Source organism: Kribbella sandramycini (assembly GCF_013131805.1).
Classification (GTDB): domain Bacteria; phylum Actinomycetota; class Actinomycetes; order Propionibacteriales; family Kribbellaceae; genus Kribbella; species Kribbella sandramycini.
This window is the reverse complement of record NZ_JABJRC010000008.1, coordinates 92319-113695: the sequence shown is the minus strand read 5'-3', so window position 1 is coordinate 113695 and position 21377 is coordinate 92319. Positions and strand designations below refer to the sequence as shown.

The 21377-nt window shown below is 69.5% G+C and carries 24 protein-coding genes; 10 read left to right on the top strand and 14 right to left on the bottom strand.

Going from position 1 to position 21377, the window contains the following annotated elements:
- The first annotated feature begins 77 nt into the window (after positions 1-77).
- On the top strand, positions 78-1196 hold the full coding sequence (locus HPO96_RS28535; protein ID WP_171677455.1) for a sensor histidine kinase: 1119 nt from the start codon (positions 78-80) through the stop codon (positions 1194-1196).
- Positions 1193-1849: a response regulator gene (locus HPO96_RS28530; protein ID WP_171677454.1), complete on the top strand. Its 657-nt coding sequence runs from the start codon at positions 1193-1195 to the stop codon at positions 1847-1849. Before HPO96_RS28535 ends, HPO96_RS28530 begins: the two co-directional genes overlap by 4 nt.
- Here HPO96_RS28530 and HPO96_RS28525 read toward each other — a convergent pair.
- The gene (locus tag HPO96_RS28525; protein WP_171677453.1) at positions 1846-3153 is read right to left on the bottom strand and encodes an NAD(P)/FAD-dependent oxidoreductase; all 1308 of its coding nucleotides are present in this window, start codon (positions 3151-3153) and stop codon (positions 1846-1848) included. The two genes, HPO96_RS28530 and HPO96_RS28525, sit on opposite strands and share 4 nt — an antisense overlap.
- A gap of 198 nt (positions 3154-3351) precedes the next feature.
- The gene (locus HPO96_RS28520; RefSeq protein ID WP_171677452.1) at positions 3352-4089 is read right to left on the bottom strand and encodes a class I SAM-dependent methyltransferase; all 738 of its coding nucleotides are present in this window, start codon (positions 4087-4089) and stop codon (positions 3352-3354) included.
- Between the two features lie 84 nt (positions 4090-4173).
- Here HPO96_RS28520 and HPO96_RS28515 point away from each other — a divergent pair, with 84 nt between their 5' ends.
- The 3 genes from HPO96_RS28515 (at position 4174) to HPO96_RS28505 (ending at position 7176) form a co-directional block, all read left to right on the top strand.
- The gene (locus HPO96_RS28515; RefSeq protein ID WP_337796854.1) at positions 4174-4923 is read left to right on the top strand and encodes a DUF4118 domain-containing protein; all 750 of its coding nucleotides are present in this window, start codon (positions 4174-4176) and stop codon (positions 4921-4923) included.
- Between the two features lie 230 nt (positions 4924-5153).
- On the top strand, positions 5154-5990 hold the full coding sequence (locus HPO96_RS28510; RefSeq protein ID WP_171677451.1) for a Bax inhibitor-1/YccA family protein: 837 nt from the start codon (positions 5154-5156) through the stop codon (positions 5988-5990).
- A 97-nt stretch (positions 5991-6087) separates the two neighbouring features.
- Positions 6088-7176 (top strand): VOC family protein, encoded by a 1089-nt coding sequence (locus HPO96_RS28505; protein WP_238355624.1) that lies wholly within the window; start codon positions 6088-6090, stop codon positions 7174-7176.
- Positions 7177-7257: 81 nt separating this feature from the next.
- Here HPO96_RS28505 and HPO96_RS28500 read toward each other — a convergent pair whose 3' ends face one another.
- Both HPO96_RS28500 and HPO96_RS28495 read right to left on the bottom strand, forming a co-directional pair.
- On the bottom strand, positions 7258-7488 hold the full coding sequence (locus HPO96_RS28500) for a DUF4287 domain-containing protein (RefSeq protein WP_171677450.1): 231 nt from the start codon (positions 7486-7488) through the stop codon (positions 7258-7260).
- Between the two features lie 137 nt (positions 7489-7625).
- Entirely contained in the window at positions 7626-8648 is a 1023-nt protein-coding gene (locus tag HPO96_RS28495) for an SGNH/GDSL hydrolase family protein (RefSeq protein ID WP_171677449.1), read from the bottom strand.
- 77 nt (positions 8649-8725) lie between these two features.
- Here HPO96_RS28495 and HPO96_RS28490 point away from each other — a divergent pair, with 77 nt between their 5' ends.
- Positions 8726-10099, top strand: coding sequence for a cystathionine beta-synthase (locus HPO96_RS28490; protein ID WP_171677448.1), 1374 nt, complete (start codon positions 8726-8728; stop codon positions 10097-10099).
- Positions 10100-10348: 249 nt separating this feature from the next.
- On the opposite strand, the gene HPO96_RS28485 is transcribed toward HPO96_RS28490, so the two are convergent.
- From HPO96_RS28485 to HPO96_RS28475, 3 genes are all read right to left on the bottom strand, one after another.
- Positions 10349-11800 carry a flavin-containing monooxygenase gene (locus HPO96_RS28485; protein ID WP_171677447.1) on the bottom strand — a complete coding sequence of 484 codons (1452 nt, stop codon included), beginning with the start codon at positions 11798-11800 and terminating at the stop codon, positions 10349-10351.
- Positions 11801-11841: 41 nt separating this feature from the next.
- Complete coding sequence (locus HPO96_RS28480) at positions 11842-13065, bottom strand: lactate racemase domain-containing protein (RefSeq protein WP_171677446.1); 1224 nt, start codon at positions 13063-13065, stop codon at positions 11842-11844.
- 113 nt (positions 13066-13178) lie between these two features.
- The gene (locus HPO96_RS28475; protein ID WP_171677445.1) at positions 13179-13775 is read right to left on the bottom strand and encodes a TetR family transcriptional regulator; all 597 of its coding nucleotides are present in this window, start codon (positions 13773-13775) and stop codon (positions 13179-13181) included.
- 78 nt (positions 13776-13853) lie between these two features.
- On the opposite strand from HPO96_RS28475, the gene HPO96_RS28470 reads away from it, so the two are divergent.
- Positions 13854-14576: an SDR family oxidoreductase gene (locus HPO96_RS28470; protein ID WP_171677444.1), complete on the top strand. Its 723-nt coding sequence runs from the start codon at positions 13854-13856 to the stop codon at positions 14574-14576.
- Here the strand turns inward: HPO96_RS28470 and HPO96_RS28465 are convergent.
- Positions 14533-15285 (bottom strand): hypothetical protein, encoded by a 753-nt coding sequence (locus tag HPO96_RS28465; RefSeq protein WP_171677443.1) that lies wholly within the window; start codon positions 15283-15285, stop codon positions 14533-14535. The genes HPO96_RS28470 and HPO96_RS28465 overlap by 44 nt on opposite strands.
- Before the next feature lie 17 nt (positions 15286-15302).
- Here HPO96_RS28465 and HPO96_RS28460 point away from each other — a divergent pair, with 17 nt between their 5' ends.
- Positions 15303-15791, top strand: coding sequence for an NUDIX domain-containing protein (locus HPO96_RS28460; RefSeq protein ID WP_171677442.1), 489 nt, complete (start codon positions 15303-15305; stop codon positions 15789-15791).
- Here HPO96_RS28460 and HPO96_RS28455 read toward each other — a convergent pair.
- Positions 15758-16531, bottom strand: a complete 774-nt coding sequence (locus tag HPO96_RS28455; protein ID WP_171677441.1) for a GNAT family N-acetyltransferase — start codon at positions 16529-16531, stop codon at positions 15758-15760. The genes HPO96_RS28460 and HPO96_RS28455 overlap by 34 nt on opposite strands.
- Positions 16524-17126, bottom strand: coding sequence for a hypothetical protein (locus HPO96_RS28450; protein WP_171677440.1), 603 nt, complete (start codon positions 17124-17126; stop codon positions 16524-16526). Before HPO96_RS28450 ends, HPO96_RS28455 begins: the two co-directional genes overlap by 8 nt.
- Before the next feature lie 48 nt (positions 17127-17174).
- Here HPO96_RS28450 and HPO96_RS28445 point away from each other — a divergent pair, with 48 nt between their 5' ends.
- A complete protein-coding gene (locus tag HPO96_RS28445) occupies positions 17175-17996 on the top strand; it encodes an AAC(3) family N-acetyltransferase (protein ID WP_171677439.1) in 822 nt (273 codons plus the stop codon).
- Here the strand turns inward: HPO96_RS28445 and HPO96_RS28440 are convergent.
- Both HPO96_RS28440 and HPO96_RS28435 read right to left on the bottom strand, forming a co-directional pair.
- Entirely contained in the window at positions 17982-18716 is a 735-nt protein-coding gene (locus tag HPO96_RS28440; protein ID WP_171677438.1) for a DinB family protein, read from the bottom strand. The two genes, HPO96_RS28445 and HPO96_RS28440, sit on opposite strands and share 15 nt — an antisense overlap.
- Positions 18717-18762: 46 nt before the next feature.
- Positions 18763-19260, bottom strand: coding sequence for a GNAT family N-acetyltransferase (locus HPO96_RS28435; RefSeq protein WP_171677437.1), 498 nt, complete (start codon positions 19258-19260; stop codon positions 18763-18765).
- A 96-nt stretch (positions 19261-19356) separates the two neighbouring features.
- Here HPO96_RS28435 and HPO96_RS28430 point away from each other — a divergent pair, with 96 nt between their 5' ends.
- Positions 19357-19884: a DinB family protein gene (locus tag HPO96_RS28430; RefSeq protein WP_171677436.1), complete on the top strand. Its 528-nt coding sequence runs from the start codon at positions 19357-19359 to the stop codon at positions 19882-19884.
- On the opposite strand, the gene HPO96_RS28425 is transcribed toward HPO96_RS28430, so the two are convergent.
- Positions 19881-20867 (bottom strand): ferritin-like domain-containing protein, encoded by a 987-nt coding sequence (locus tag HPO96_RS28425; protein WP_171677435.1) that lies wholly within the window; start codon positions 20865-20867, stop codon positions 19881-19883. The genes HPO96_RS28430 and HPO96_RS28425 overlap by 4 nt on opposite strands.
- Before the next feature lie 37 nt (positions 20868-20904).
- On the bottom strand, positions 20905-21321 hold the full coding sequence (locus HPO96_RS28420; RefSeq protein WP_171677434.1) for a hypothetical protein: 417 nt from the start codon (positions 21319-21321) through the stop codon (positions 20905-20907).
- Between the last annotated feature and the right edge of the window lie 56 nt (positions 21322-21377).

The window sequence follows — 21377 nt, the reverse complement described above, 5'->3', positions numbered from 1 at the left end:
TGACGATCACACCGACTTCGGTATCCGGACGCCCCGGAACAGCCGGTACGGCGGCCGCCCGGCGCTACATTCGTCCCATGAACCGGCCGTCGCATCGCCGCAGCCCGCGCGACTGGGCCGTCGACACGGCCGTCTTCCTGTTCGCGCTGATCTTCGGCCTCGCGATCTTCGAGGACAGCGTCGAGCCCGGCAGCCGCGAGTTCGTCATCCTGCTGGACCTGATCCTCGGCCTGGCGCTCTGCATCGCGATCTGGTTCCGCCGCCGCTGGCCGGTCCAGCTCGCGCTGATCGCCTCGGTGATCTCGGTCTTCTCCGAATCCGCCAGCGCCGCGGGCCTGGTGCTGATCCTGTCGGTGGCGGTCTACCGGCCGCTCCGGACCACCCTGCTCGTCTTCGGCGTCAACTCGATCTCCCTGTTTTTCTACCTTCAGGTGAAAAAGCCGCCGGAGAGCGGCGCGCTGGCGGTCGCCGTCATCGCGCTCTACATCGCCGTCGCCGGGTGGGGGCTCTACATCCGCTCCCGCCGCCAGCTCATGCAGACCCTCCGCGACCGCGCGGATCGGGCCGAGACCGTCGCGAAGCTGCAGGCTGAACAGGGCCAGCTGCGGGCCCGCGAGGAGATCGCCCGCGAGATGCACGACGTCCTCGGCCACCGGCTCTCCCTGCTCAGCGTGCACGCCGGCGCCCTCGCCTACCGGCCGGACGCCTCGACCGAGGAGGTCGCGAGCGCGGCGGAGGTCATCAGAGCCAGCGCGCACCAGGCGCTCCAAGATCTCCGTGAGGTGATCGGCGTCCTGCGCGCTCCGGTCGGGGAGCTGCCGCAGCCGGCCTTCGCCGACCTCCCAGCGCTGGTCGAGGGCGCTCAAGAGGCCGGCCTACCGGTCGAGCTGACGCTGGACGTCGCCGGCACGCTCCCCGATCACGTCGGGCGGACGGCGTACCGGATCGTCCAGGAGGGCCTGACGAACGCGATGAAACACGCCCCCGGCGAGCCGGTCACGATCGCCCTGGCCGGTGCCCCCGGCAACGGCCTGACGGTCGAGGTCCGCAACCCGGCCCCGAACCGGCGGCGCGGTGAGGGCCAGGGCCTGCTCGGCCTGACCGAACGCGCCGCGCTCGTCGAGGGCCGCGTCGAGTACGGCCGCACCCCCGAGGGCGACTTCCGGCTGCACGCCTGGCTACCGTGGCCGGCATGATCCGGGTACTGATCGTCGACGACGACCCGCTGCTCCGCGCCGGCCTCAAGCTGATGCTCGGCGGCGCCGAGGACATCCGCGTGGTCGGCGAGGCCGGCGACGGCAGCGGCGTACCGGGCCTGATCGAGCGCCTCGCGCCGGATGTCGTCCTGATGGACATCCGGATGCCCGGCACCGACGGCCTGACCACGACCGAGACCGTACGCCGCCGCCCGGGCGCCCCCGAGATCATCATCCTGACCACGTTCGACGCCGACGAGCACGTACTCCGGGCGCTCCGCGCCGGCGCGGCCGGGTTCGTCCTGAAGGACACCCCGCCGGGCGAGATCGTCGAATCGGTACGCCGGGTCGCGGGCGGTCAGCCGGTCCTGTCGCCCGCGGTCACCAAACGGCTGATCACCCGGGTCGCGGCGTCCGGCCAGGACGAGCGCAAGGCGAGGGCCGTCCGGCGGCTCGACACCCTCAACGACCGCGAGCGGGAGATTGCCGTCGCGGTCGGTGAGGGGAAGTCGAACGCCGAGATCAGCGCCTCGCTCTACCTGAGCGTCCCCACGGTGAAGACGCATGTCTCGCGCATCCTGACCAAACTCGATCTGAACAACCGGGTGCAGATCGCGCTGCTGGTGCACGACGCGGGCCTACTCCACGACTAGGACTGCGTCGCCCGGCGGAACTCCTCGCGCGGCGCCTGCAGGGTACCCAGCGAGGTGACCTCGCGCCGGAAGAACAGCGCCAGCGTCCAGTCGAGGACGACGCGGGCCTTGCGGTTGAAGGTGGGCACGCGGCTGACGTGGTAGCTGCGGTGCACGAACCAGGCCGGCCAGCCCTTGATCTTGATCCCGAACAGCTGGGCGACGCCCTTGTGCAGGCCGAGGCTGGCGACCGAGCCGACGTACTTGTGCTTGTAGTCGGTCGGCGTCTTGCCGTCGACGGTGCGCAGGATGTTCGCCGCGAGCTGGTGCGCCTGGCGGACGGCGTGCTGTGCGTTCGGCGCGCAGAAGACGCCGGGCTCGGCGGTCAGATCCGGTACGGCGGCGTTGTCGCCGGCCGACCAGGCGTCGTCCACGCCCTCGATCCGCAGGTTCGGCAGGCACTTGACCCGGCCGCGCTCGTCGAGCGGGAAGTCGGTGCCGGCCAGCGCCGGGTTCGCCTTTACACCGGCCGTCCAGACGATCGTGTCGGCGTCGAACTCCTCGCCGTCGCTGAGCACCACGCGGCCCTTCTCGCAGGACTCCAGCCGGGTCTCCAGCTTGATGTCCATGTTCCGCTTGCGGAGCTGGTCGACGGTGTACTTGCCGAGATCCGGGCCGACCTCGGGCAGGATCCGGTTGGTCGCCTCGACGAGTACCCAGCGCATGTCCGACGGCTGGATGTTGTCGTAGTACCGGGTGGCGTAGCGGGCCATGTCCTCGAGCTCGGCGAACGCCTCGACCCCGGCGTACCCGCCGCCGACGAAGACGAAGGTGAGCGCGGCCTTGCGCAGCGCCGGGTCGGGCTGCGAGCTGGCGACGTCCAGCCGGTCGAGCACCTTGTTGCGCAGGGCGATCGCCTCTTCGACGTTCTTGAACCCGGCGGCCTCCTCGGCCAGGCCGGGGATCGGCAGCGTGCGCGCGATCGAGCCGAGCGCGACCACGACCTGGTCGTAGGCCAGCTCGTACGCCGGGCCCTCCTCGGGCAGCACCTTCGCGACCTTGTGCGCGTGGTCGATCCCGGTCACCCGGCCGGTCACCACGCGGCAGCCCTTGAGCGTCTTGCGCAGCGGCACCACCACGTGCCGCGGCTCCACCGATCCGGCCGCCGCCTCGGGCAGGAACGGCTGGTAGGTCATCACCGACCGCGGGTCGACCACGGTGACCCGGATCTTGCCTTTCCGGGCCGCCCGACGCAGTCCGTACGCGGTGTACATCCCGACGTAACCGCCTCCGACGACGAGGATGTGCGGCACCTGGGCTGTCATGCGGTTCACTCTCCCTGAGTGGTTCTCCGACTTCATGTCTACTTCAGGTTACGCGTTCGTGAAAACTTTCACAAACCCTCCCGGGAGTGATCTCACCCACCGAAATCCCTCCCTGGAGTGAGGTCCCACGGCCCTATCGTGGCCCTGTTCCCCACCCACCGACAGCTATCCGCCCACCCGTCACGCAACCGCAAGAAGTCAGTCGGCGGGCAGGCGGTAGACGGAGATGTGGGAGGGGGAGTCGGCGGTGAACTCGGCGCCGGACCAATCGGCGTGGCGGGATTCGAGGGTGAAGCCGGCCAGTTGGGCCATCAGGTCGAGTTCGGCGGGCCAGATGTAGCGGTGCGGGGTGCGGCCGAGGTGGGCCTCGGTGCTGCCGGGGGTGAAGTGGAAGTGGTGTGAGGTGACGTGCTGGCGGAGGACGTCGTACGTGTCGAGCAGGATGTAGCCGGGGTCGGCGATGCCTACGGTGGCGGGGGTGCCAGGTGGGAGGCGGCGTAGCTCGGGGACCCAGAGCTCGATGACGAAGGCGCCGCCGGGGGAGAGGTGGCGGGCGGCGTTGCGGAAGCAGGCGACCTGTTCTTCCTGGGTGAGCAGGTTCGAGATCGTGTTGAAGACCAGGTAGACCAGCGCGAACTCCCCGTCGACGCGGGTGCCGGCCATATCGCCGATCACGACCGGGATCCCCGTCTCGCCGGCCTTCGTCCGCAACTGCTCGACCATCGGCTCGGACAGCTCGATCCCGCTGACCGGCACGCCACGCGCCGCCAGCGGCAGCGCGACCCGGCCGGTCCCGATCGCGAACTCGAGCGCCCGCCCGCCGGCCGCCAGCTCCGCCAGCCGCTCGGTCGTCGGCTCCAGCACCTCGTCGGCGAACATCCCGACCCCAGGTGTGTCGTACGCCGCGGCCACTTCGCGCGTCCAGAGCTCGTCCATGCCCCGACGCTAGGGCCCGCGATGGAAGGTGGCCAATGGATTACGGCTGATAGACGTTTGTGAGAGGGATTGAAAGGAGGTGGGGTGCGGAGGGTCAATGGAAGTGTGAACCGCAAGGGGTTGGTTGCCGCCGCGTTGGTTGTCCCGCCCGCCGCATGTGCGGCGCTGGCCCTGGCGCGGGCGAGCTTCGACAATGCGAACGCGGCGCTCGTGCTGGCCGTGGTGATCGTCGGGGTGGCGGCGTTCGGGTATCGCCCGGCCGGGCTGCTCGCGGCGGCGTCGAGCGCGGTCTGGTTCGACTTCTTCCTGACGGTTCCCTACCACCGGTTGACGATCAACAGCAGGGACGACGTCGAGACCACGATTCTGCTGGTGCTGATCGGGGTCGCGGTCAGCGAGCTCGCGATCTGGGGCCGTCGGCAACAAGCTCGCGCATCAAGGCATCGCGGCTACCTGGACGGCGTTCTGGCCACCTCGCAGGCGGTCGCGGCCGGCGGCTCGACGCAGGAGCTGATCGATCAGGTGAGCGCGCAACTGACCGTCGTACTACGCCTCGACGGCGCACGTTTCGTTGCCGGCGACAACCGGACGACGGCGCCCCGGCTGAACCCGGACGGCACGGTCACCCGCGGCGGTCGCGTCCTCAAGGTCGAACGCGACGGCCTGCCCACGAACGCCGAGATCGAGCTCCCCGTCCAGCACGCCGGCCGCACCCGCGGCCGCTTCCTCCTCACCGCCGCCACCCACATCAGCTACCCCGACCTCCAGCAACGCCAAGTAGCCGCCGCCCTGGCCGGCCAGCTCGCCCACGCCCTGGCGCCGCAACCCCACTGACCGGCCTGCGGGAGCACCACGTCCCGGGTGGCCGCCGGCAAGCGTCGTACCTGCCTCACCAGGTACGACGCCCCGCCGTGCCTGCAAACCGCGGAAAAACATCGGGAACCGATTGAAAATCTGGGGTTGGGGTTTCGGTTGGGGAACGAGGGGGTGATTCTCAGATGTTGTTAAGGGTGGGAACGTAGTATTTCGACACGGCCCCGGATGTGGGTCATCAGGAGGAAGACATGCAGAGCAGTAACCCGGTCCTGAACCGGTCGAGTGCATTCGCGCCTGGCCATGGCCAGGCTTATCCGGGGGCCGCTCCGTACGGTCAGCCGGGTCCTTACGGTCAGCAGCCCGGCCAGTACGGCGGACCGGGCATGCCGCCCCAGCAGTACCAGGGCGCCGACAGCCGGCCGATGACGCTGGACGACGTGATCGTGAAGACGGCGGCGACGCTCGGTGTCGTGGTGGCCGCGGCGGCCCTCGCGTGGTGGTTCGTGCCGCAGGCGCTCGTCACGCCGACGCTGATCGGCGGCGCGCTGGTCGCGTTCGCGATCGCGATGGTGCTGTCGTTCTCGCGGCGGATCAACCCCGCGGTGCTGATGGCGTACGCCGTCGCCGAGGGCGCGTTCCTCGGGATCGGCTCCAAGTTCTTCGCGGTGTACGTCGGCAGTTCGGCGATCGTCGTGCAGGCGGTGCTGGCGACGCTGGTGACCTTCGCGCTGACGCTGGCGACGTACAAGTACTTCGCGATCAAGGTGACGCCGCGATTCCAGAAGATGGTCATCCTGGCCACGATGGGCTTCGCGGGGGTGCTGCTGATCAACTTCGTGCTGGGGCTGTTCGGTCTCACCACCGGGATCAGCGGGATGGGCCCGCTGGGCCTGCTGTTCGCCTTCCTCGGCGCCGGTCTGGCCGTGTTCAACCTGATCCTCGACTTCGACATGGTCGAGCAGGGCATCCGCGCGGGCGCCCCGCAGAACGAGGCCTGGCGCGCGGCCTTCGGCCTGACCGTCACGCTGGTCTGGCTGTACTGGAACATCCTGCGCATCCTCGCCATCCTGCGCGGCGGCGACTGATCACCCCGTAACACCGAACAATCCGGAGGGCCGGCCCACACCAGGGTCCGGCCCTCCGGCCGTTCTGCCGCCGAACGTCCGGTCCTACGCTGACGGCATGGACGACGGGATGCCGGGATGGCGAGTAATCGGGCGCGGTCCGATGACGTGGTTCGAGCGGCCCTCGCTGAGCGCAGGCGCTGAGCTGGCCCAGCGAGTCGCCGCGGCCGGCGTACCGGCCGAACTCGACCTCCGCCCAACCGGCGTCCGAGTGCGAGTAGCGGACGCCGAGGCGGCCCGCCGGGTCTCGGCAGTCGCGGGCGCCGAGGGCGACCCGACCGGCCTCCAAGAACTACGCATCGTCATCGACGCCGTCCATCCCGCTCGCATTCAGGAGTTCTGGGCGATGGCGCTCGACGACGACCCTCGGCTCGCCATCCGGCCGACGACCGACATCCGCCCGCTGCGAAATCGCTTCCACGTGGACGTCGTCCGTCCGGCCTCGATCGTCGAGGCAGCCCGCGGCGACCGGACGCCGACCGGACCCTGGGGCGTCATGCTCGCCGACGACGAAGGCAACGAGCTCGATCTGGTCCCCGGCGACCCGCTGGCGCCCGAAGCCGCCGACTGGCACACCTTGTTCGCCGCCATGGTCTTCTACCCGACGACGCAAGCTGTCGAGCTGGCGACAACCGTCGCCGACCTGGCCGACCTCCCGCTGATGATCGACCTCCGTCCGGACGGCGTCCTCATCCACCACGGCAAAGACGCCTGGGAGCAGGCCGGTCGGCAGTTCGTCGAGCTCGCCGTCCAGATCCAGAACGCGGCCCACGCGTTAGGCCTGGCCGCAGACCCGGCCCGGCCGCGGTTCGTGCAGATCGGTATCGACGCCGTCGACGTCCCGGCAATCCACGCATTCTGGACGACGGCGCTCGGCTACACCCCCGATCCGCGGTGGGAAGCCGGGGACAGTTTCGACCCGCGCGGTGCCGGGCCCGGCCTGATCTTCCAGCAAATGCAGGCGAACGACGTCGACCGGCGGGCGCAGCGCAACCGCATCCGGATCGAGCTCGGCATCCCGCACGACCAGCTCGCGGCACGCGTCGAGCAGGCTGTGGCCGCCGGTGGGCAGCTGTCAGCGGATCGCCGCACGGTCATCGACCCCGAGGGCAACGAGTTGGTCTTCAGTCCTGCGTTTCCCCAGTAATACCTAGGAAACGACAGCGGCCGATCCCTCCACCTGTAGGGGTCGGCCGCCGCGGAAAAACCTCTTCTCCTGTTCGGGTTGTCAGCCCATTCGCCGATGCGCTTTGACGAGGTCGTACTCGTGGACGATGGCAGTTGCGTGCCCGTGCGCGAGTTCGTACTCGCCGGAGAGCCACCGCACTCTGTCGTCGAAGCGCAGGAACGACGGTCCGTCGTTCATCAGCTGGAACCACTCGGTCATCTCGCGTCCGGTGCACTTGGGCACTTTCTCCACCAAACGCTGGTGCGTTTCCTCGGAGTGGTTCAAGCCCATCGTCGCCTCCCGTCATCGGGGTATCGCGTCTGTTATCGACTGTGCACCACGAAGACGCCTACAGGCAAGGGGTTCGACATGAAAGTCCGTGCTCAACTCAAGCACCGAACCGTCACGTTCCAACGGAGCAAGAACTTCTAGACCGGTACGGCGTCCGGCTCGGACGTGTCCTCGACCCGGTCGACCGGCGCCTTGGGGTGCCGGCGGCGGTGCCGAAGCTCGGCCCAGCGGCCACGCGGGCCGCGCTCGCGACCGGCGACCTCGGTGGCCGAGACCTCCGTACCCGCGGTGCGGACGGCCTGGACGGCGGCCTCGGCGATCGGCAGGATCGCCTCGCCGCGGAACGACTCCGGGTGGACGAAGGACTCGGGACCGACTCCCATCGCGGCCGCCACCGAGGGCAGCAGGGCGGCCGAGGCCGCGGCGTACCCGATCGCGGAGGGATGGAAGTTGTCCCGGCCCCACATCGAGGGGTCGGCGCGGAAGGCGGGGCCGAGCAGTGAGCCGAGGGAGACCGTGCGGCCGCCGGCGTCGACGACGGCGATCGTCTGGGCGGCGGCGAGCCGGTGGCTCCAGGCGCGGGCGACCTGCCGCAGCGGCGGCATGATCGAGCGGACGGCGCCGAGGTCGGGGCAGGTGCCGACGACGACCTCGCAGTTCGCGGCGCGCAACCGGCGGACGGCGGCCGACAGCAGCCGGACCGAGACCGACGGCGACATCTGCGCCTTGACGTCGTTCGCCCCGATCAGGATGACGGCGACATGCGGCCCGGCCTGCAGCGCGGCGTCCACCTGCTGGGCCAGGTCGGTCGACTTGGCGCCGGTCTTGGAGACGTCGACGAGCCGGACCGGACGCTCGGCCAGATCGGTCAGCCCGGAGGCGAGCATCACCCCCGGCGTCTCGTCGGGCGAGTCCGTGCCGTAGCCGGCCGCGCTGGAGTCGCCGAGCATGGCGAACGTGATCGGATGTCCTGGATACCGGCCGAACAGACCGCTCCCCGGAGTCGGGTAGTACCGCATCGGGCCGATCACCCGCTTGGCGTACTCGGCCTCTGCCGTCAGCACGCCGTACAAGGTGGCGCCGATGAGACCGAGCCCCCCGCCCCCGAAGGCAGCGGCCTGGGCCAGTCGCTTGGCGGCCCGGGCCTTACCTTTACTCATGAGTACAAGGATTACACGCTGTCACGTACAAGCAAGTGAAATAGGGGAAACGACACGACCATCGCTAGTGTGAAGTTGTGCGCTACGCAGAATCTCTCCTGGACCTGGTCGGCAACACCCCGCTGGTCAGGCTGACCAAGACGACGGACGGGGCGAAACCACTCGTCCTGGCCAAGGTCGAGTACTTCAACCCCGGCGGCTCGGTGAAGGACCGGATCGCGGTCCGGATGATCGAGGCCGCGGAGGCCTCCGGCGAGCTCAAGCCCGGCGGGACGATCGTCGAGCCGACCTCGGGAAACACCGGCGTCGGCCTGGCGATGGTGGCCCAGCAGAAGGGCTACAAGTGCGTCTTCGTCTGCCCTGACAAGGTCAGCGAGGACAAGCGCAACGTGCTCAAGGCGTACGGCGCCGAGGTCGTGGTCTGCCCGACCGCGGTCGCCCCCGAGCACCCGGACTCGTACTACAACGTCTCCGACCGGCTGGTCCGCGAGATCGAGGGCGCCTGGAAGCCGAACCAGTACGCCAACCAGAACAACCCGCGTTCGCACTACGAGACCACCGGTCCCGAGCTCTGGGAGCAGACCGAGGGCAAGATCACCCACTTCGTGGCCGGCGTCGGTACCGGCGGCACGATCAGCGGCACCGGTAAGTACCTCAAGGAGGTGTCCGGCGGCCGCGTCCAGATCGTCGGCGCCGACCCGGAGGGCTCGGTGTACTCCGGCGGCACCGGCCGCCCGTACCTGGTCGAGGGCGTCGGCGAGGACTTCTGGCCCGAGACGTACGACCGCGACATCTGCGACCGCATCATCGAGGTCTCGGACGCCGACTCGTTCGCCCTGACCCGGCGGCTGGCCCGCGAAGAGGCGATGCTCGTCGGCGGTTCCGCCGGGATGGCGGCCGCGGCGGCGATCCGGCTGGCCCACGAGCTCGACGACCCGGACGCCGTCATCGTGGTCCTCCTGCCGGACGGCGGCCGCGGCTACCTGACGAAGGTCTTCAACGACGACTGGCTGGCGCAGTACGGCTTCCTCGCGCACACCAAACAGGGCACGACGCTCGGCGACGTCCTGGCCGGTAAGGACGGCAGCCTGCCGCCGCTGGTGCACACCCACCCGCACGAGACGATCGCCGAGGCGGTCGCGATCCTGCGCGAGTACGGCGTCTCCCAGATGCCGGTGGTCCGCGCGGAACCACCGGTGATGGCGGCCGAGGTGGCCGGCGCGGTGTCGGAGCGCACGCTGATGGACGCGTTGTACTCCGGCAAGGCGCGGCTGGCTGACATGGTCGAGCAGCACATGGATCCGTCGCTCCCGTCGCTCGGCGCCGGCGAAGCCGTCACCAAAGCAGTCGAGCTGCTCGCGGGAAGGGACGCCCTGATGGTGCTGGACGACGGCAAGCCGGTGGGCGTGCTGACCCGGCAGGACCTGCTGGTCCATCTCGCCGTCGACTGACTTCCCCGTTGCCGCGGGGAAGACTTAGCGGTCTACGACCGAAGGCACGATGGCGAGCAGGGCCATCACCACGATGCCGATGACTACGGCGGCTGCTCCCGCGATCTGAAGGATTTCCATACCTCAAGGTTCCTCCGGAGCGGCCGCCGGGACATCGGTCTGCGGCACGGTCTTGGCTTCATCCCAAGGTCGTACGCCGGCTACTGTCCGCTCATCCTTCAGGAGTGCGGGCTCCCCCTAGGGGGCGTACTACCGGACGAGGACGAAGTCGCTCGGATCGAGCCGCCGGGTCTTCCGCCAGTAGGAGACGGTGAACTCGGGCCAGACGACCGAGTTCCGCCCGGCCGCGTCGTGGTACCAGCTCGTACAGCCCGACTCCCAGACGCTTCCGCGGAGCTCGTCCTGGACGTCGCCGGCGAATTTCCGCTGGGCATCGGCCCGGACCTCGACGTACGTCGCGCCGCGGCGCCGGCGCAGCTCGAGCGCCTGCAGCACGTACCGGACCTGGGCCTCGATCATGAACACCATCGAGGAGTGGCCGAGGATGGTGTTCGGGCCGACCAGGAAGAACAGGTTCGGGTAGCCGGCCGCCGTCATCCCGAGATGGGCGCTGACCCCTTCGCGCTTCCAGTGGTCGGCCAGGTCGACGCCGTCCTTGCCGAGGATCGGCATCCGGGTCAGGTTGGCGCCGACGTCGAAGCCGGTGCCGAAGACGATCGTGTCGGCCGGCCGCTCGATGCCGTCCGCGGTCTGGACACCGGCCGCGGTGATCCGGCTGATCGGCGTCGTCACCAGGTCGACATTGGGCCTCGAGAAGGTCGGGTAGTAGTCGTTGGAGACCAGTAGCCGCTTGCAGCCGATGTCGTACCGCGGGGTCAGCCGGGCTCGCAGATCGGGATCCGGGACCTGCTTGCGCAGATGCTGTTTGGCCTGCAGCGCAAGGCCTTTCATCAGTTTCGGGTTCCCCGCGAAACCGGCGCCGCGGATCTCCAGCCCCCAGTAGATCGCGTTCCGGATCGCGCGCTGACCGGCCGGGAACCGCTCGTGCAACCGGCGCTCCAGCGGACCGATCGCGCGGTCGGGTTTCGCGGTGATCCAGGGGGCGTTGCGCTGGTAGACGTCGAGCTGCCCGACCTGTTCGGCAAGCTTCGGGATGAACTGGACCGCCGACGCCCCGGTGCCGACCACGGCGACCCGGCGTCCGGTGAGGTCTTGGGAGTGATCCCATTGGGCCGAGTGGAACGCCGTACCGGTGAAGGAATCGAGGCCCTGGATCTCGGGCAGTTTGGGCAGTTGCAGGCTGCCGACTCCGGTCACCAGCGCGTCGGTTTCGATGGTTTCGGAGCCGTTGACGGTGACCGTCCAGCGGCCGGTGCGCTCGTCGAAGGCCGCCTCGGTGGCCTCGGCGCCGTACCGGATCTTGCCGGCGACGCCGTACTTCTCGGCGCAGCGCTCGAGGTAGGCGAGGATCTCGTCCCAGGGGGCGAACATCCTGGTCCAGTGCGGGTTCTGCTCGAACGAGAACGAGTAGAGGTACGACGGGATGTCGCAGGCGCAGCCGGGGTAGGTGTTGTCCCGCCAGGTGCCGCCGAGGCGATCGGCCTTCTCCAGGATGACGAAGTCGTCGCAGCCGGCCTGGCGCAGTTTGATGCCCATGCACAACCCCGCGAACCCGGACCCGATGATCACGACCTCTGTCATAGGGCCCGAGGTTACCGGCGGGTCAACTGGATGGGAACCGGCTACTTCAGCCGGTGCAGAACCTCGCCGGCGTTCGGGACGACCAGGGTGTCCGGGTCGGCTTCGTAGGCGGCCAGGTCGACCGTCGAGGGGTCGAGGTAGTTGAGGTTCGCGCGCCGGACGATGTTCTCCGGGATGCCGGTCGCGAGGGTGACCTCGACGCGGAGGCGCTCACCGGTCTCGGCGTCCCAGCTGCCGGCGCCGCGGAGGTGGGTCGAGTGGGCGAGGACGCCCCAGTGCACGTCGCGGAACCGCTCCCACTGGCCGAGGAAGTAGTCGCGGCAGTGGTAGCCGATCTCCTCGATCTCGGGGTGCATCGCGGCGATCTCTTTCACGTGCGGCGCGTAGAGGATCACCTCGCCGCCGTCCGCGACGACGGGCTCGAGTTTGTAGAAGCCCTTGGCCGCCGTCCAGATGTCGGCGTACTTCTCCGGCATGATCGAGACGACCCGGCGGACCGGGCGATCGAGATAGCGGACATGCGTCTGCGCGGAGACCCCGGCCGCGGCCTGCCAGGAGGACTCGGTGTCGCCGAACGCGATCGCGTGCAGAGCGTCGGTGCCGGACTGGGCGACGACCGAGAGCGCCAGCTTCTGCGCCGGGATCAGCGCTGCGGCCTCGTTGATCAGCGCCCGGACCGGCGTGATGCCGCGGGTGCCGATGATGTCGGCGCTGGTGATCAGCGCGCCGAGCCAGTGCGACATGTCGATGACTTCCTGACCGGCGACACCGGGGAAGAAGTACTTGTTGCCACCCGAGAAACCGACCACCTCGTGCGGGAAGACCGGGCCGACGACCAGCGCGACATCGTGCTCGACGACCGCCCGGTTGAGCCGCACCGGCACCTCGTCGCGGAGCAACCCACCGGAGATCTCGGCCACCCGGTCGGCGCTGATCGTGCCCAGGTCGGCGAAGGTCTCCGGCTTCCACCATTCATGGTTGAGGACGCCGTCGTACTCGCCGCCGAGGTGTTTGCGCAGCTCGTCCGGCGTCATCTCGGCATGGGTGCCAAGGGCAATCAAGATCGTGAGCTTGCCGACCCGCCCGCTGAGCGCCTGATGCACCGCACGGATCAGCAGCGGCAGCGGACAACTGCGCGTGGCATCCGGAACGATCACACAAACACTGCGTCCCTCGAGCCCCGCCCCCGCCAGCGCGTCGCCGACGAACGCCACCACCTCGTCCTCGCTCAGGACCTGGCCCGCACCGCCAATCAGTGTGCTCACCGGCCTGACCCTACGTTGTCGTCGGTAAGGACAGGACGTAGTGCCACCTCGCGTGGACACCTGAGCCTGCCAACCGCCCCCTCCCGGGGTTTGGAGGCGACTACCTCCTGTCGTTAGCGCCACACAGCCGCGGCGAGCTCGGCCACCCGGGTCAGTTGGGCCTGGGTGGCGCCGTCGCGGGCCTGCTGGGACATGCCTTGGATGGTGGCGGCGAAGTAGGTGGCCAGGCCGTCCGCATCGGTGGTCTTGGGCAGGACGCCGGCGTCGACGTCGGCCTGGATGCGGTCGCGGAAGGCGATCACGTTGGCCTGCCGGAGACGGCGCAGGTGGTCCGCGACCTCGGCCGAGGCGGGGATTGTGTTCTGGGCGGCGCTGATGATCAGGCAGCCCTGTGCGTGATCGGTCGCGGTGTACTCGACCGCGGCCTCGCGGAGGATGCGGGTGATCGCCGCGCGCGCGGTCGGCTCCTCCGCCAGCGCCCGGGCCGTCCAGGCGCCACGAGTCTCCTGGTAGCGGACGACCACCTCTTCGAACAGCTTCTGCTTGTCACCGAAGGCGGCGTACAGGCTGGGGGCGCCGATGCCGAGCGCGGCGGTCAGGTCGGCGACCGAGGTCGCGTCGTAGCCGCGCTCCCAGAAGGTGAGCAGGGCCTGCTCGAGCGCGGCGTCGCGGTCGAAGGACCGCGGTCGGCCGCGGCGGGTCTCGGTCACCAAGCCATTCTATAGCGATCGCTAGAAATTGTGTTACGGTCCCTTTCTGTAGTGATCGATAGAGAAAAGGTGAGGACTATGCGGACTGCGTTGGTGACCGGTGCGAGCCGGGGCATCGGGCGGGCGATCGCGCTCCGGCTGGCGCGAGACGGCATCCGGGTCGGGGTGCACTACGGCCGTAACGATGCCGCCGCGCGGCGGACGGTCGGGGAGATCGAGGCGGCGGGCGGCCAGGCGTTCGCGCTGAAGGCGGATCTCGGCGATCCGGTCGAGGCGTTGTGGGCGGCGTACGACGAGGTCGCGGACGGGCTCGACATCCTGGTGAACAACGCCGCGATCGGGAAACACCAGCCGCTGGCCGAGGTGACGCCGGAGTGGTTCGACCGGTTGTTCGCGGTGAACGCGAAGGCGCCGTTCTTCCTGGTCCAGCAGGCGGTCCCGCGGCTCCGGGACGGCGGGCGGATCATCAACATCGGCTCCGGGGTGACCCGGATCGCGTTCCCACAGGACACGGCCTACTCGATGACCAAGGGCGCGCTGCAGACCCTCACACTGGCGCTGGCCAAGGAGCTCGGCCCGCGCCGGATCACCGTCAACACCGTTGCCCCCGGCATCATCGACACCGAGATGAACGACTGGCTGGCCGATCCCGAGGCGGCGCGCGCCGCGGCGGCGTACTCGGTCTTCGATCAGATCGGGCAGCCGGCCGAGGTGGCCGACGTGGTCGCGTTCGTCGCGTCGGACGACGCGCGGTGGGTCACCGGTCAGACGGTTGATGCGACGGGTGGTTCGCAGCTCTAGTCCACTGGAGGTGGACGACGGTGGCGTAGGTGATGGCGGCCAGTGGGGCGGTCCAGATCGGGAAGAAGGGGAGGTCGCCGGTGAGGGCGGTTGCGACGAAGATGGCTGCGAAGGTGAGTGCGCCGGCCAGGGCGCCGCGGCGGCGGCCGGCGAGGTTGGTGCTGGGGAGGGGGCCGACGTGGCGGTCGAGGAGGGCGGCCAGGGTGCCGAGGGCGGTGATCGCGGTCAGTGCGAAGAGCAGGCCGCCGGCGAGCTGACCGAAGACGATCGCGACCGTGTTGAGGAAGACGATCAGGGCGGTGGCGATCAGGACGTCGAGCGCCCCGAAGAAGAGGTGGTTCCGGTGCCGGCGACGGAGGTCGATCTCGTCGGCGGTCCGGATCATCCCGGCTGGGCCGGTCAGGCGCTGGATGGTTGCCGCCGCTCCGTAACCGAGCAGCGCGAGGACGGCGAGCCCGATCACCGACAACAGGATCGATCGCTCGGTCGAGATGTACGCGCGGATGTCGCCGCCGCCGAAATCACACTGCGCGGACGGCGGCAACCAGCCCGTCCGCACCCGCACGCCGCCGCTGCTCTCCGCCCCGGCCATCCGCGCGCACGCGTCCGCCGGATCCAGCCAGTCCGGCATCGACATCGAGACCGCAGCCGCCCACCCCAGCCCGCCGACCAGCCCGGCCCCCAACGCCCACCGCCGCAACCACTCCATCCACCTACCCTCTCACCATGACCTACGAAGGCTCGTACCTGTGGTCACTCCGCCAACAGGTCGGTTCGCAGCTGCTCCTGATGCCCGGCGCTCAGGTGCTCGTCGTCGACGACGCGGAGCGGATCCTGTTCCAGCGCAGCCGCGACACCGGGCTGTGGGAGCTGCCAGCCGGCGCCGCCGAACCCGGCGATAGCTTCCGGACGACGGCCGCCCGGGAGCTCTTCGAAGAGACCGGGCTCATCGTCGAGCCGGACGAGCTGGTGCCGTTCGCGAGTCTGTCGCGATCCGACGTCCACACGCTCACTTACCCGAACGGCGACGTCCTGCAGTGCTTCGCGCTCTGCTTCGAGGCTCGGCGGTGGAGCGGGGAGCTGCGAGCCGAGGCGGGTGAGGTGCTGGAGGTCGGGTTCTTCGCGGAGCCGCCGGGCGAGCTGCATCCGCCGACGAGCGTCGTACTGAGTTTGTATGCGGCCTATCGGGCGTCAGGGGTGTTCCAGAGCTCGTAGCAGCGCTTGGTGCCGTGGACGGCAAAGCCCGCTCGGCGAAGCGTCGGGGCGCTGGTGGTGGTGCGGGCGGTGACGAGGGCCAGCTCGGCGCCGTCGGCACGGGCGGCGCGGCAGCGGGCGGCAATGAGAGCCCGGTAGACGCCGCGGCCGCGGGCTTTCTCGAGGACGCCGGCGCCCCAGAGCCCGACGATGTCGCCCATCAGCGTGTACCCGGAGGAGGCGACGAGCTCGCCGTCGATCTCGGCGACGAAGCGGGGCGATGAGCGCTCGCCGCGGGTGACGGCCGCGAACTCCAGCTCGAGCGCACGTTGCGTCGGGCCGGACCATCCGAAGATCTCGGTGTCGACCGCGGCCGCGCGCTGAATGGTCTCCAGATCGGCCGCAGCCCGTACCTGGACGTCGCTCGGCACCTCCAGCCGCTCGGCCAGCGCCTCGACATCCGTCACGTCACACGCCAGGATCTCCAGCTCCTCGATCTGCCGAAACCCGTTGCGGAGCAGGGCTTCCGCGGTGTCGGACGGCGCCGTCCGCGCGTCGACCCACCAGCGCAACTTGTCGTACGCCGTACTCCGCTCGCGCACCTCCGCGAGCAGCTCCGCGAACGGCCGCTCCGCCCGCGACCACTGGACCGACGCCCGGTCCGGATACAGGATCAGCCGATACTCGGCCGTCACGATGTCCTCGGCGTCCGGCGGCACGAAGACCCACTCGGCCGCTGCTTTCAGGACGCGTTCACGCATTCACATCTCCATCGTTCACTGCGGCGTACCGCAACAACTCCGCGAACTGCCGCCATCGGCCGGGCGGCGTCGGCAGGCTCTCCAGGGCCCGCAGCAGGTCGTGCCGTTCGGCGGGCGCGAGGTAGCCCAACCGCCGGATGTACGTCGCCGCGCACGCCTCCAGCCGGGCGTGGGGCTCGGCCAGCTCATCCGGCACGTACTGCCGGCTGAACTCCCGATGGACGGCGGACACGGCCGCCAGCAACCCCAACCGGTTCGGCCCACCCGGCCAGCGGATCGCTCGCAGGGCTCGCGTCTCGGCGGCGCGCGGGCGACGCCGTCCGACCCGCTTCTCGGCCGTACGCCGTTCGTCGAACAGCCGGAGCTCGGCCAGCCAGAACGCCCGGCTGCGCTGCATGATCGTGACGGCCCGCGTCATCGCGGCGACGTCGTACCCGAACTGGCCGTCCGGCCGCGCCTCGGCGGTGACATAGGCCCAGGTCGCGTGGTAGCCGAGCGGGCAGTAGTAGCCGACGGCCTGGCGCAGCGAGCAGTAGCGACGGCCCGGCGACGCTGTGTCGTCGAGTGCGACACGGATGAGCCCGCCGTACCCCATGCCGGAAATCCTAGTGCCCGTTGGGGTTTCGGCTGCGATGATTTTCCGATGGTCACCAGAGCCGAGATCGCCGACGGGTTGCGGCAGTTGGGGTTGGATCGATCGGCGCGGGTGATCGTGCATACGTCGCTGCGGTCGTTCGGGCAGGTCGACGGCGGCGCCGAGGCGGTCTGTCAGGCGCTCATCGACACCTGCGGGACGGTCCTGATGCCGGGTGGCACCTGGGATTCGACCGTCGTCGCCGCGCCGCCGGGGACGGTTCGGCCGAACAACGCGTTCCGCCCGGCCGCGGACTGGGCGACGTTCGACGAATCGGTACGCCGTGCATCGGCGTACCGGCCGGAGCTGCCGGTCGATCGTTGGCTGGGGCGGGTGCCGGACGTGATGCGCGCGGTGTTCGCGCCGCCGCGGACGACGCACCCGCTGTTCGGCTATCAGGCGGTCGGGGAGCGTGCCGAGGAGGTGCTGGCCGCGCAGCGGATCGACTGGCCGCTCGGGCCGATCGAGGCGCTCGACGGCGAGGTGCTGCTGCTCGGCGTCGGGCACACGTCGAACACGACGATCCATCTGGCCGAGCAGCGGCTCGGGATGTCGAGGTTCTACCGGTACGCGAAGACGGGGGACGGCGTCTGGTCGGAGTTCCCGAACCTGCCGGGGGAGAGTCATCGGTTCGACGCGATCGAGCCGTCGTTGCGATCGGCAACAAAAGAGGTGCGGATCGGGGAGTGCCGGGCGCGGCTGGTCCCGATCGCCACGGTGCTGGCGGTGACGACGCGGCTCGTGCTCGACGACCCGGGCGCGTTGCTCTGCTCCGACGACCCGGAGTGCCGCTGCGCGGCGGCGCTGGCGCAGCGGCTAGCCCAGCTCTAGGTCGCGCTCGGCGTACCGGCGGTGCCACCACTCCTCGTTCAGGATCGTCTCCAGGCATTCGCGGATCGGGTACGCCGCCGCCGGCGGCCAGCTCGGGCCGTCGACGGGAGTGGTCTCGGAGTTGAGTCCGTCGTCCGTCAGGGCATCGACGTACCGGCGGACGCGGCCCATCCGGTCAGCGCGCAGGGCAAGCACCTCGTCGAGAGAGGGCTGGACGTCGAGGTCCCAGGGCAGGCTCGGGTGCGGTGGGCAACCGTCGAAGGGGAGGTCGAGCGCATCCCACGGCTCGGGATCGCCGAGGATCGCGCGGCTCATCCAGGTGTCGGTCGCATAGACCAGGTGCCGCAGCGTCTGGATGAACGACCACTCGCCGTCCACCCGCACGTGCAACCGCTCCGCCGGTAGCTCCCGCACCCGCTCGATCGTCGTCGCCCAGATCCGCTCGACGACATCCCACGCCACCCGGAAGCCCTCGGCATCCGTCGGCCGCAACTCGAGCCGCTCCGGATACCGCCGATCCAGCTCGGCCTCGACCAACGGCGCCACCTCCACCCCGTTCACCCGCAGCCCCTCGATCTCCCCCTCGATCCGCACCCCCTCGAACAACACACTCCGAAACACCGACCCCCCGAACCCCACCCGCTCGAACCGGCTGTCCCGAAAGTCCACGTCCTCCACGACAGAGCCACGCAAATCACGACCGACGAAGTTCGCACCCATACCCCGCACGCTAACGCTGGTTCCGGACAATTTTCGTCCGGATGGATCAGAGCTGCTTGGTGAACATCAGGGTGAGGTTGTCGTCGTTGGGGACGGTTTGCATCGGGGGGACCTGGTGGCCGTCGTAGATGAGGCCGCGGCCGTCGGGGAGGTAGCCGCGGCGGACGTACATGCGCTGGGCGGCGCCGTAGTCGGGGTAGAGGCCGACGCCGATGCCGACGAGCGGGGAGCGGGTGGCGACGCGGGCCTCGGCGGCGTCCATCAGGGCGGTGCCGATACCGCGGCGGCGTACTTCGGGGAGGACGTTGAAGTCCTGGATCTCGGGGATGCCGGCGAACGGCTCGTACGGCGACTCCCAGCGGATGGTCACGTAGCCGACGTACCGGTCGTCGAGGAAGGCGACGAGGATGTCGCGGGCGCCGGCCTGCTGCTCCTCGAGGTAGCGCTCGTACTGCGACTGCGGCTTGGGCCAGCCGAGTTGCGCGAACGCGGCCGCGATCACCGGCGGATCTTCGGGCTGGAGGGCGCGGATCACCAGGTTCATGTTCGGAGCGTAGGCGGGTCGGGCCGGTGCGGGCTTCCGAATTTCCGGTCGAGTAGCGGACGTGATCTGTCCGCTTCTGCTCGTAGAGTTCTGGGTATGACGAACGCACAGAGCGAGCAGGCCGACCTCCTGGACTTTCTCGGCAAGCACCGGGGCTTCCTGCGCTACACGGCCGAAGGCCTGACCGACGAGCAGGCGAACACCGCCAGTACCGTCAGCGCGCTCACGATCGGCGGGCTGATCAAACACGTGACCGCGGTCGAGAAGAACTGGGCGACCTTCGTGCAGACGGGTGCGCCCGAGATCGACTACGCGGCCGAGAGCGCGACGGAGTACACGCCGGAGATGGTCGCCGCCTGGGAGGACAACTTCCGGCTCGTCGCGGGGGAGACGCTGGCCGACGTCCTCGCGGAGTACGAGAAGACGGCGGCCGCGACCGACGAACTCGTTCGCACACTCGACCTGAACGCGACGTACGAGCTGCCGGCCGCGCCTTGGCAGCCGCCGGGTGTCTTCTGGTCCGTCCGCCGGGTCTTCCTGCACATCACCGCGGAGACGGCGCAGCACGCCGGCCACGCGGACATCATCCGCGAGGCGATCGACGGCCAGAAGACGATGGGTTAGGTGCGGTCGTCCGGCTCGATGTAGGTGAACGTCGGGCCGGAGCCGAGGTTCAGGAGCTTGAGCATGCCGGCTTTGAGACCGTACATCGCGCGGATGGAATCGCGGATCATCGTGGGCTCGCCGTTGAAGGCCTGTTCGAGCAGGTAGAGAACCATGCAGTACGTGTTGTCGAACTCCAGCTGGGCCGCGCGGACGGCGGGGTCCGCGCTGGGCTGCGGGTTCGGCGGCATGGGTGCGATGCCGGCCGGGTCGAGCGTGATGGGCTCGCCGGTCGGGCCGGACGCCGGGGTGTCGCCGCGCTGGTATCGGCGTCCGAGTTCGAGCTCTTCGAAGCGGTAGTAGTGGGCGACCTCGTCCCGATCGGGGTGGAAGAAGTCGCGATCGCCGTCCCAGATCCCGCCGGCGCCCTCGCCCTGCTCGACGATCTCCTCCAGCGCGGCCAGCGCCGAGGCGAGGTCGGTGACGGCGTCCAGTTTCCCGTTGGTGTGCTGGAAAGTGCCGACTGTCACCTGACGCTTCGGGTCACCGGTGAACACCTTCTCCTCGCCGAGCCGCTCGCACAGCTCCCGCAGTCCGAGCTCGATCGCCTGGTAGAACTGGCCTATCGTCTCGTAGTGGTCGTCCTCCGGCGGCGCGCCCGCGGCCTCGGGCTGCTCCAGCTTCAGGAACATCTCCAGCGCCGCCGGGCCGAACGGCAACAACTCCAGCTCAACCGACCCATGCGGAAGCTGCCGAGGGAACCCAGGCAACAGCTCCGGCGCATCCAACCGCGGCGCCCCGCCGACCGCGTTCAAGATATTCGCCGCCAGCGACAGGTGGATCATCTCCTCCACGAACACACTGCCGACCAGCTCGACGGCATCTGCGTTCCGCGCCGGATCCAGCGAGTACAACGCACACAAGTACGGCGGGAGTGTCGCGTGCTCCAGCTCAACGGCCCACTGCAGGTGCTCGCGAAGGTCATCGACGTCGTTGATTCCCATACCCGCAAGACAGGCCGCCCCCGCCGCCTGTGACAGCTCAGATGATCGTCGTGTAGATCTTCACGCTCCCTTGCGCGCCGACGAACGGATTGTTCACCGCCCACAAGAGCCCCTCCGAGTGCTCCGGCACGTCGAAGTTGCACATCACCCAGCCGCCGTCCGCGCCGCGCCGGTTGAAGCACTCCCGCGACCAGCTCGACGGCGCCGGCCGCTCATAGATCGTCCCCGCCGCCGGCTCCCCGTTGGCCTTCGTGTCTTTCACCCACACCTTGTCCCCGTACTCCCCGAAACAAGCCTTGGCCCCGGTCACCGAAACACACCAGACCCCGATCGACCCCTCCGGCGGCGCCCCACTCGGCTTCCCCTCCGCCGCCCACGACATCGTCGTCGACCCCACCGAGATCAACACCACCGCCGCCGGAATCCCCAACGCCGCCCGCACTTTCCGACCCATCACGAACCTCACAATTTCCCTCGAGAACAAACCTCCCAACCCAATCACGCCCCGAC

Bases quoted from the DNA above. Each gene is read 5' to 3' on its own strand.
- HPO96_RS28535 (WP_171677455.1), top strand. From the start codon at position 78: ATGAACCGGCCGTCGCATCGCCGCAGCCCGCGCGACTGGGCCGTCGAC.
- HPO96_RS28530 (WP_171677454.1), top strand. From the start codon at position 1,193: ATGATCCGGGTACTGATCGTCGACGACGACCCGCTGCTCCGCGCCGGC.
- HPO96_RS28525 (WP_171677453.1), bottom strand. From the start codon at position 3,153: ATGACAGCCCAGGTGCCGCACATCCTCGTCGTCGGAGGCGGTTACGTC.
- HPO96_RS28520 (WP_171677452.1), bottom strand. From the start codon at position 4,089: ATGGACGAGCTCTGGACGCGCGAAGTGGCCGCGGCGTACGACACACCT.
- HPO96_RS28510 (WP_171677451.1), top strand. From the start codon at position 5,154: ATGCAGAGCAGTAACCCGGTCCTGAACCGGTCGAGTGCATTCGCGCCT.
- HPO96_RS28505 (WP_238355624.1), top strand. From the start codon at position 6,088: ATGGACGACGGGATGCCGGGATGGCGAGTAATCGGGCGCGGTCCGATG.
- HPO96_RS28500 (WP_171677450.1), bottom strand. From the start codon at position 7,488: ATGGGCTTGAACCACTCCGAGGAAACGCACCAGCGTTTGGTGGAGAAA.
- HPO96_RS28495 (WP_171677449.1), bottom strand. From the start codon at position 8,648: ATGAGTAAAGGTAAGGCCCGGGCCGCCAAGCGACTGGCCCAGGCCGCT.
- HPO96_RS28485 (WP_171677447.1), bottom strand. From the start codon at position 11,800: ATGACAGAGGTCGTGATCATCGGGTCCGGGTTCGCGGGGTTGTGCATG.
- HPO96_RS28470 (WP_171677444.1), top strand. From the start codon at position 13,854: ATGCGGACTGCGTTGGTGACCGGTGCGAGCCGGGGCATCGGGCGGGCG.
- HPO96_RS28465 (WP_171677443.1), bottom strand. From the start codon at position 15,285: ATGGAGTGGTTGCGGCGGTGGGCGTTGGGGGCCGGGCTGGTCGGCGGG.
- HPO96_RS28460 (WP_171677442.1), top strand. From the start codon at position 15,303: ATGACCTACGAAGGCTCGTACCTGTGGTCACTCCGCCAACAGGTCGGT.
- HPO96_RS28455 (WP_171677441.1), bottom strand. From the start codon at position 16,531: ATGCGTGAACGCGTCCTGAAAGCAGCGGCCGAGTGGGTCTTCGTGCCG.
- HPO96_RS28450 (WP_171677440.1), bottom strand. From the start codon at position 17,126: ATGGGGTACGGCGGGCTCATCCGTGTCGCACTCGACGACACAGCGTCG.
- HPO96_RS28445 (WP_171677439.1), top strand. From the start codon at position 17,175: ATGGTCACCAGAGCCGAGATCGCCGACGGGTTGCGGCAGTTGGGGTTG.
- HPO96_RS28440 (WP_171677438.1), bottom strand. From the start codon at position 18,716: ATGGGTGCGAACTTCGTCGGTCGTGATTTGCGTGGCTCTGTCGTGGAG.
- HPO96_RS28435 (WP_171677437.1), bottom strand. From the start codon at position 19,260: ATGAACCTGGTGATCCGCGCCCTCCAGCCCGAAGATCCGCCGGTGATC.
- HPO96_RS28430 (WP_171677436.1), top strand. From the start codon at position 19,357: ATGACGAACGCACAGAGCGAGCAGGCCGACCTCCTGGACTTTCTCGGC.
- HPO96_RS28425 (WP_171677435.1), bottom strand. From the start codon at position 20,867: ATGGGAATCAACGACGTCGATGACCTTCGCGAGCACCTGCAGTGGGCC.
- HPO96_RS28420 (WP_171677434.1), bottom strand. From the start codon at position 21,321: ATGGGTCGGAAAGTGCGGGCGGCGTTGGGGATTCCGGCGGCGGTGGTG.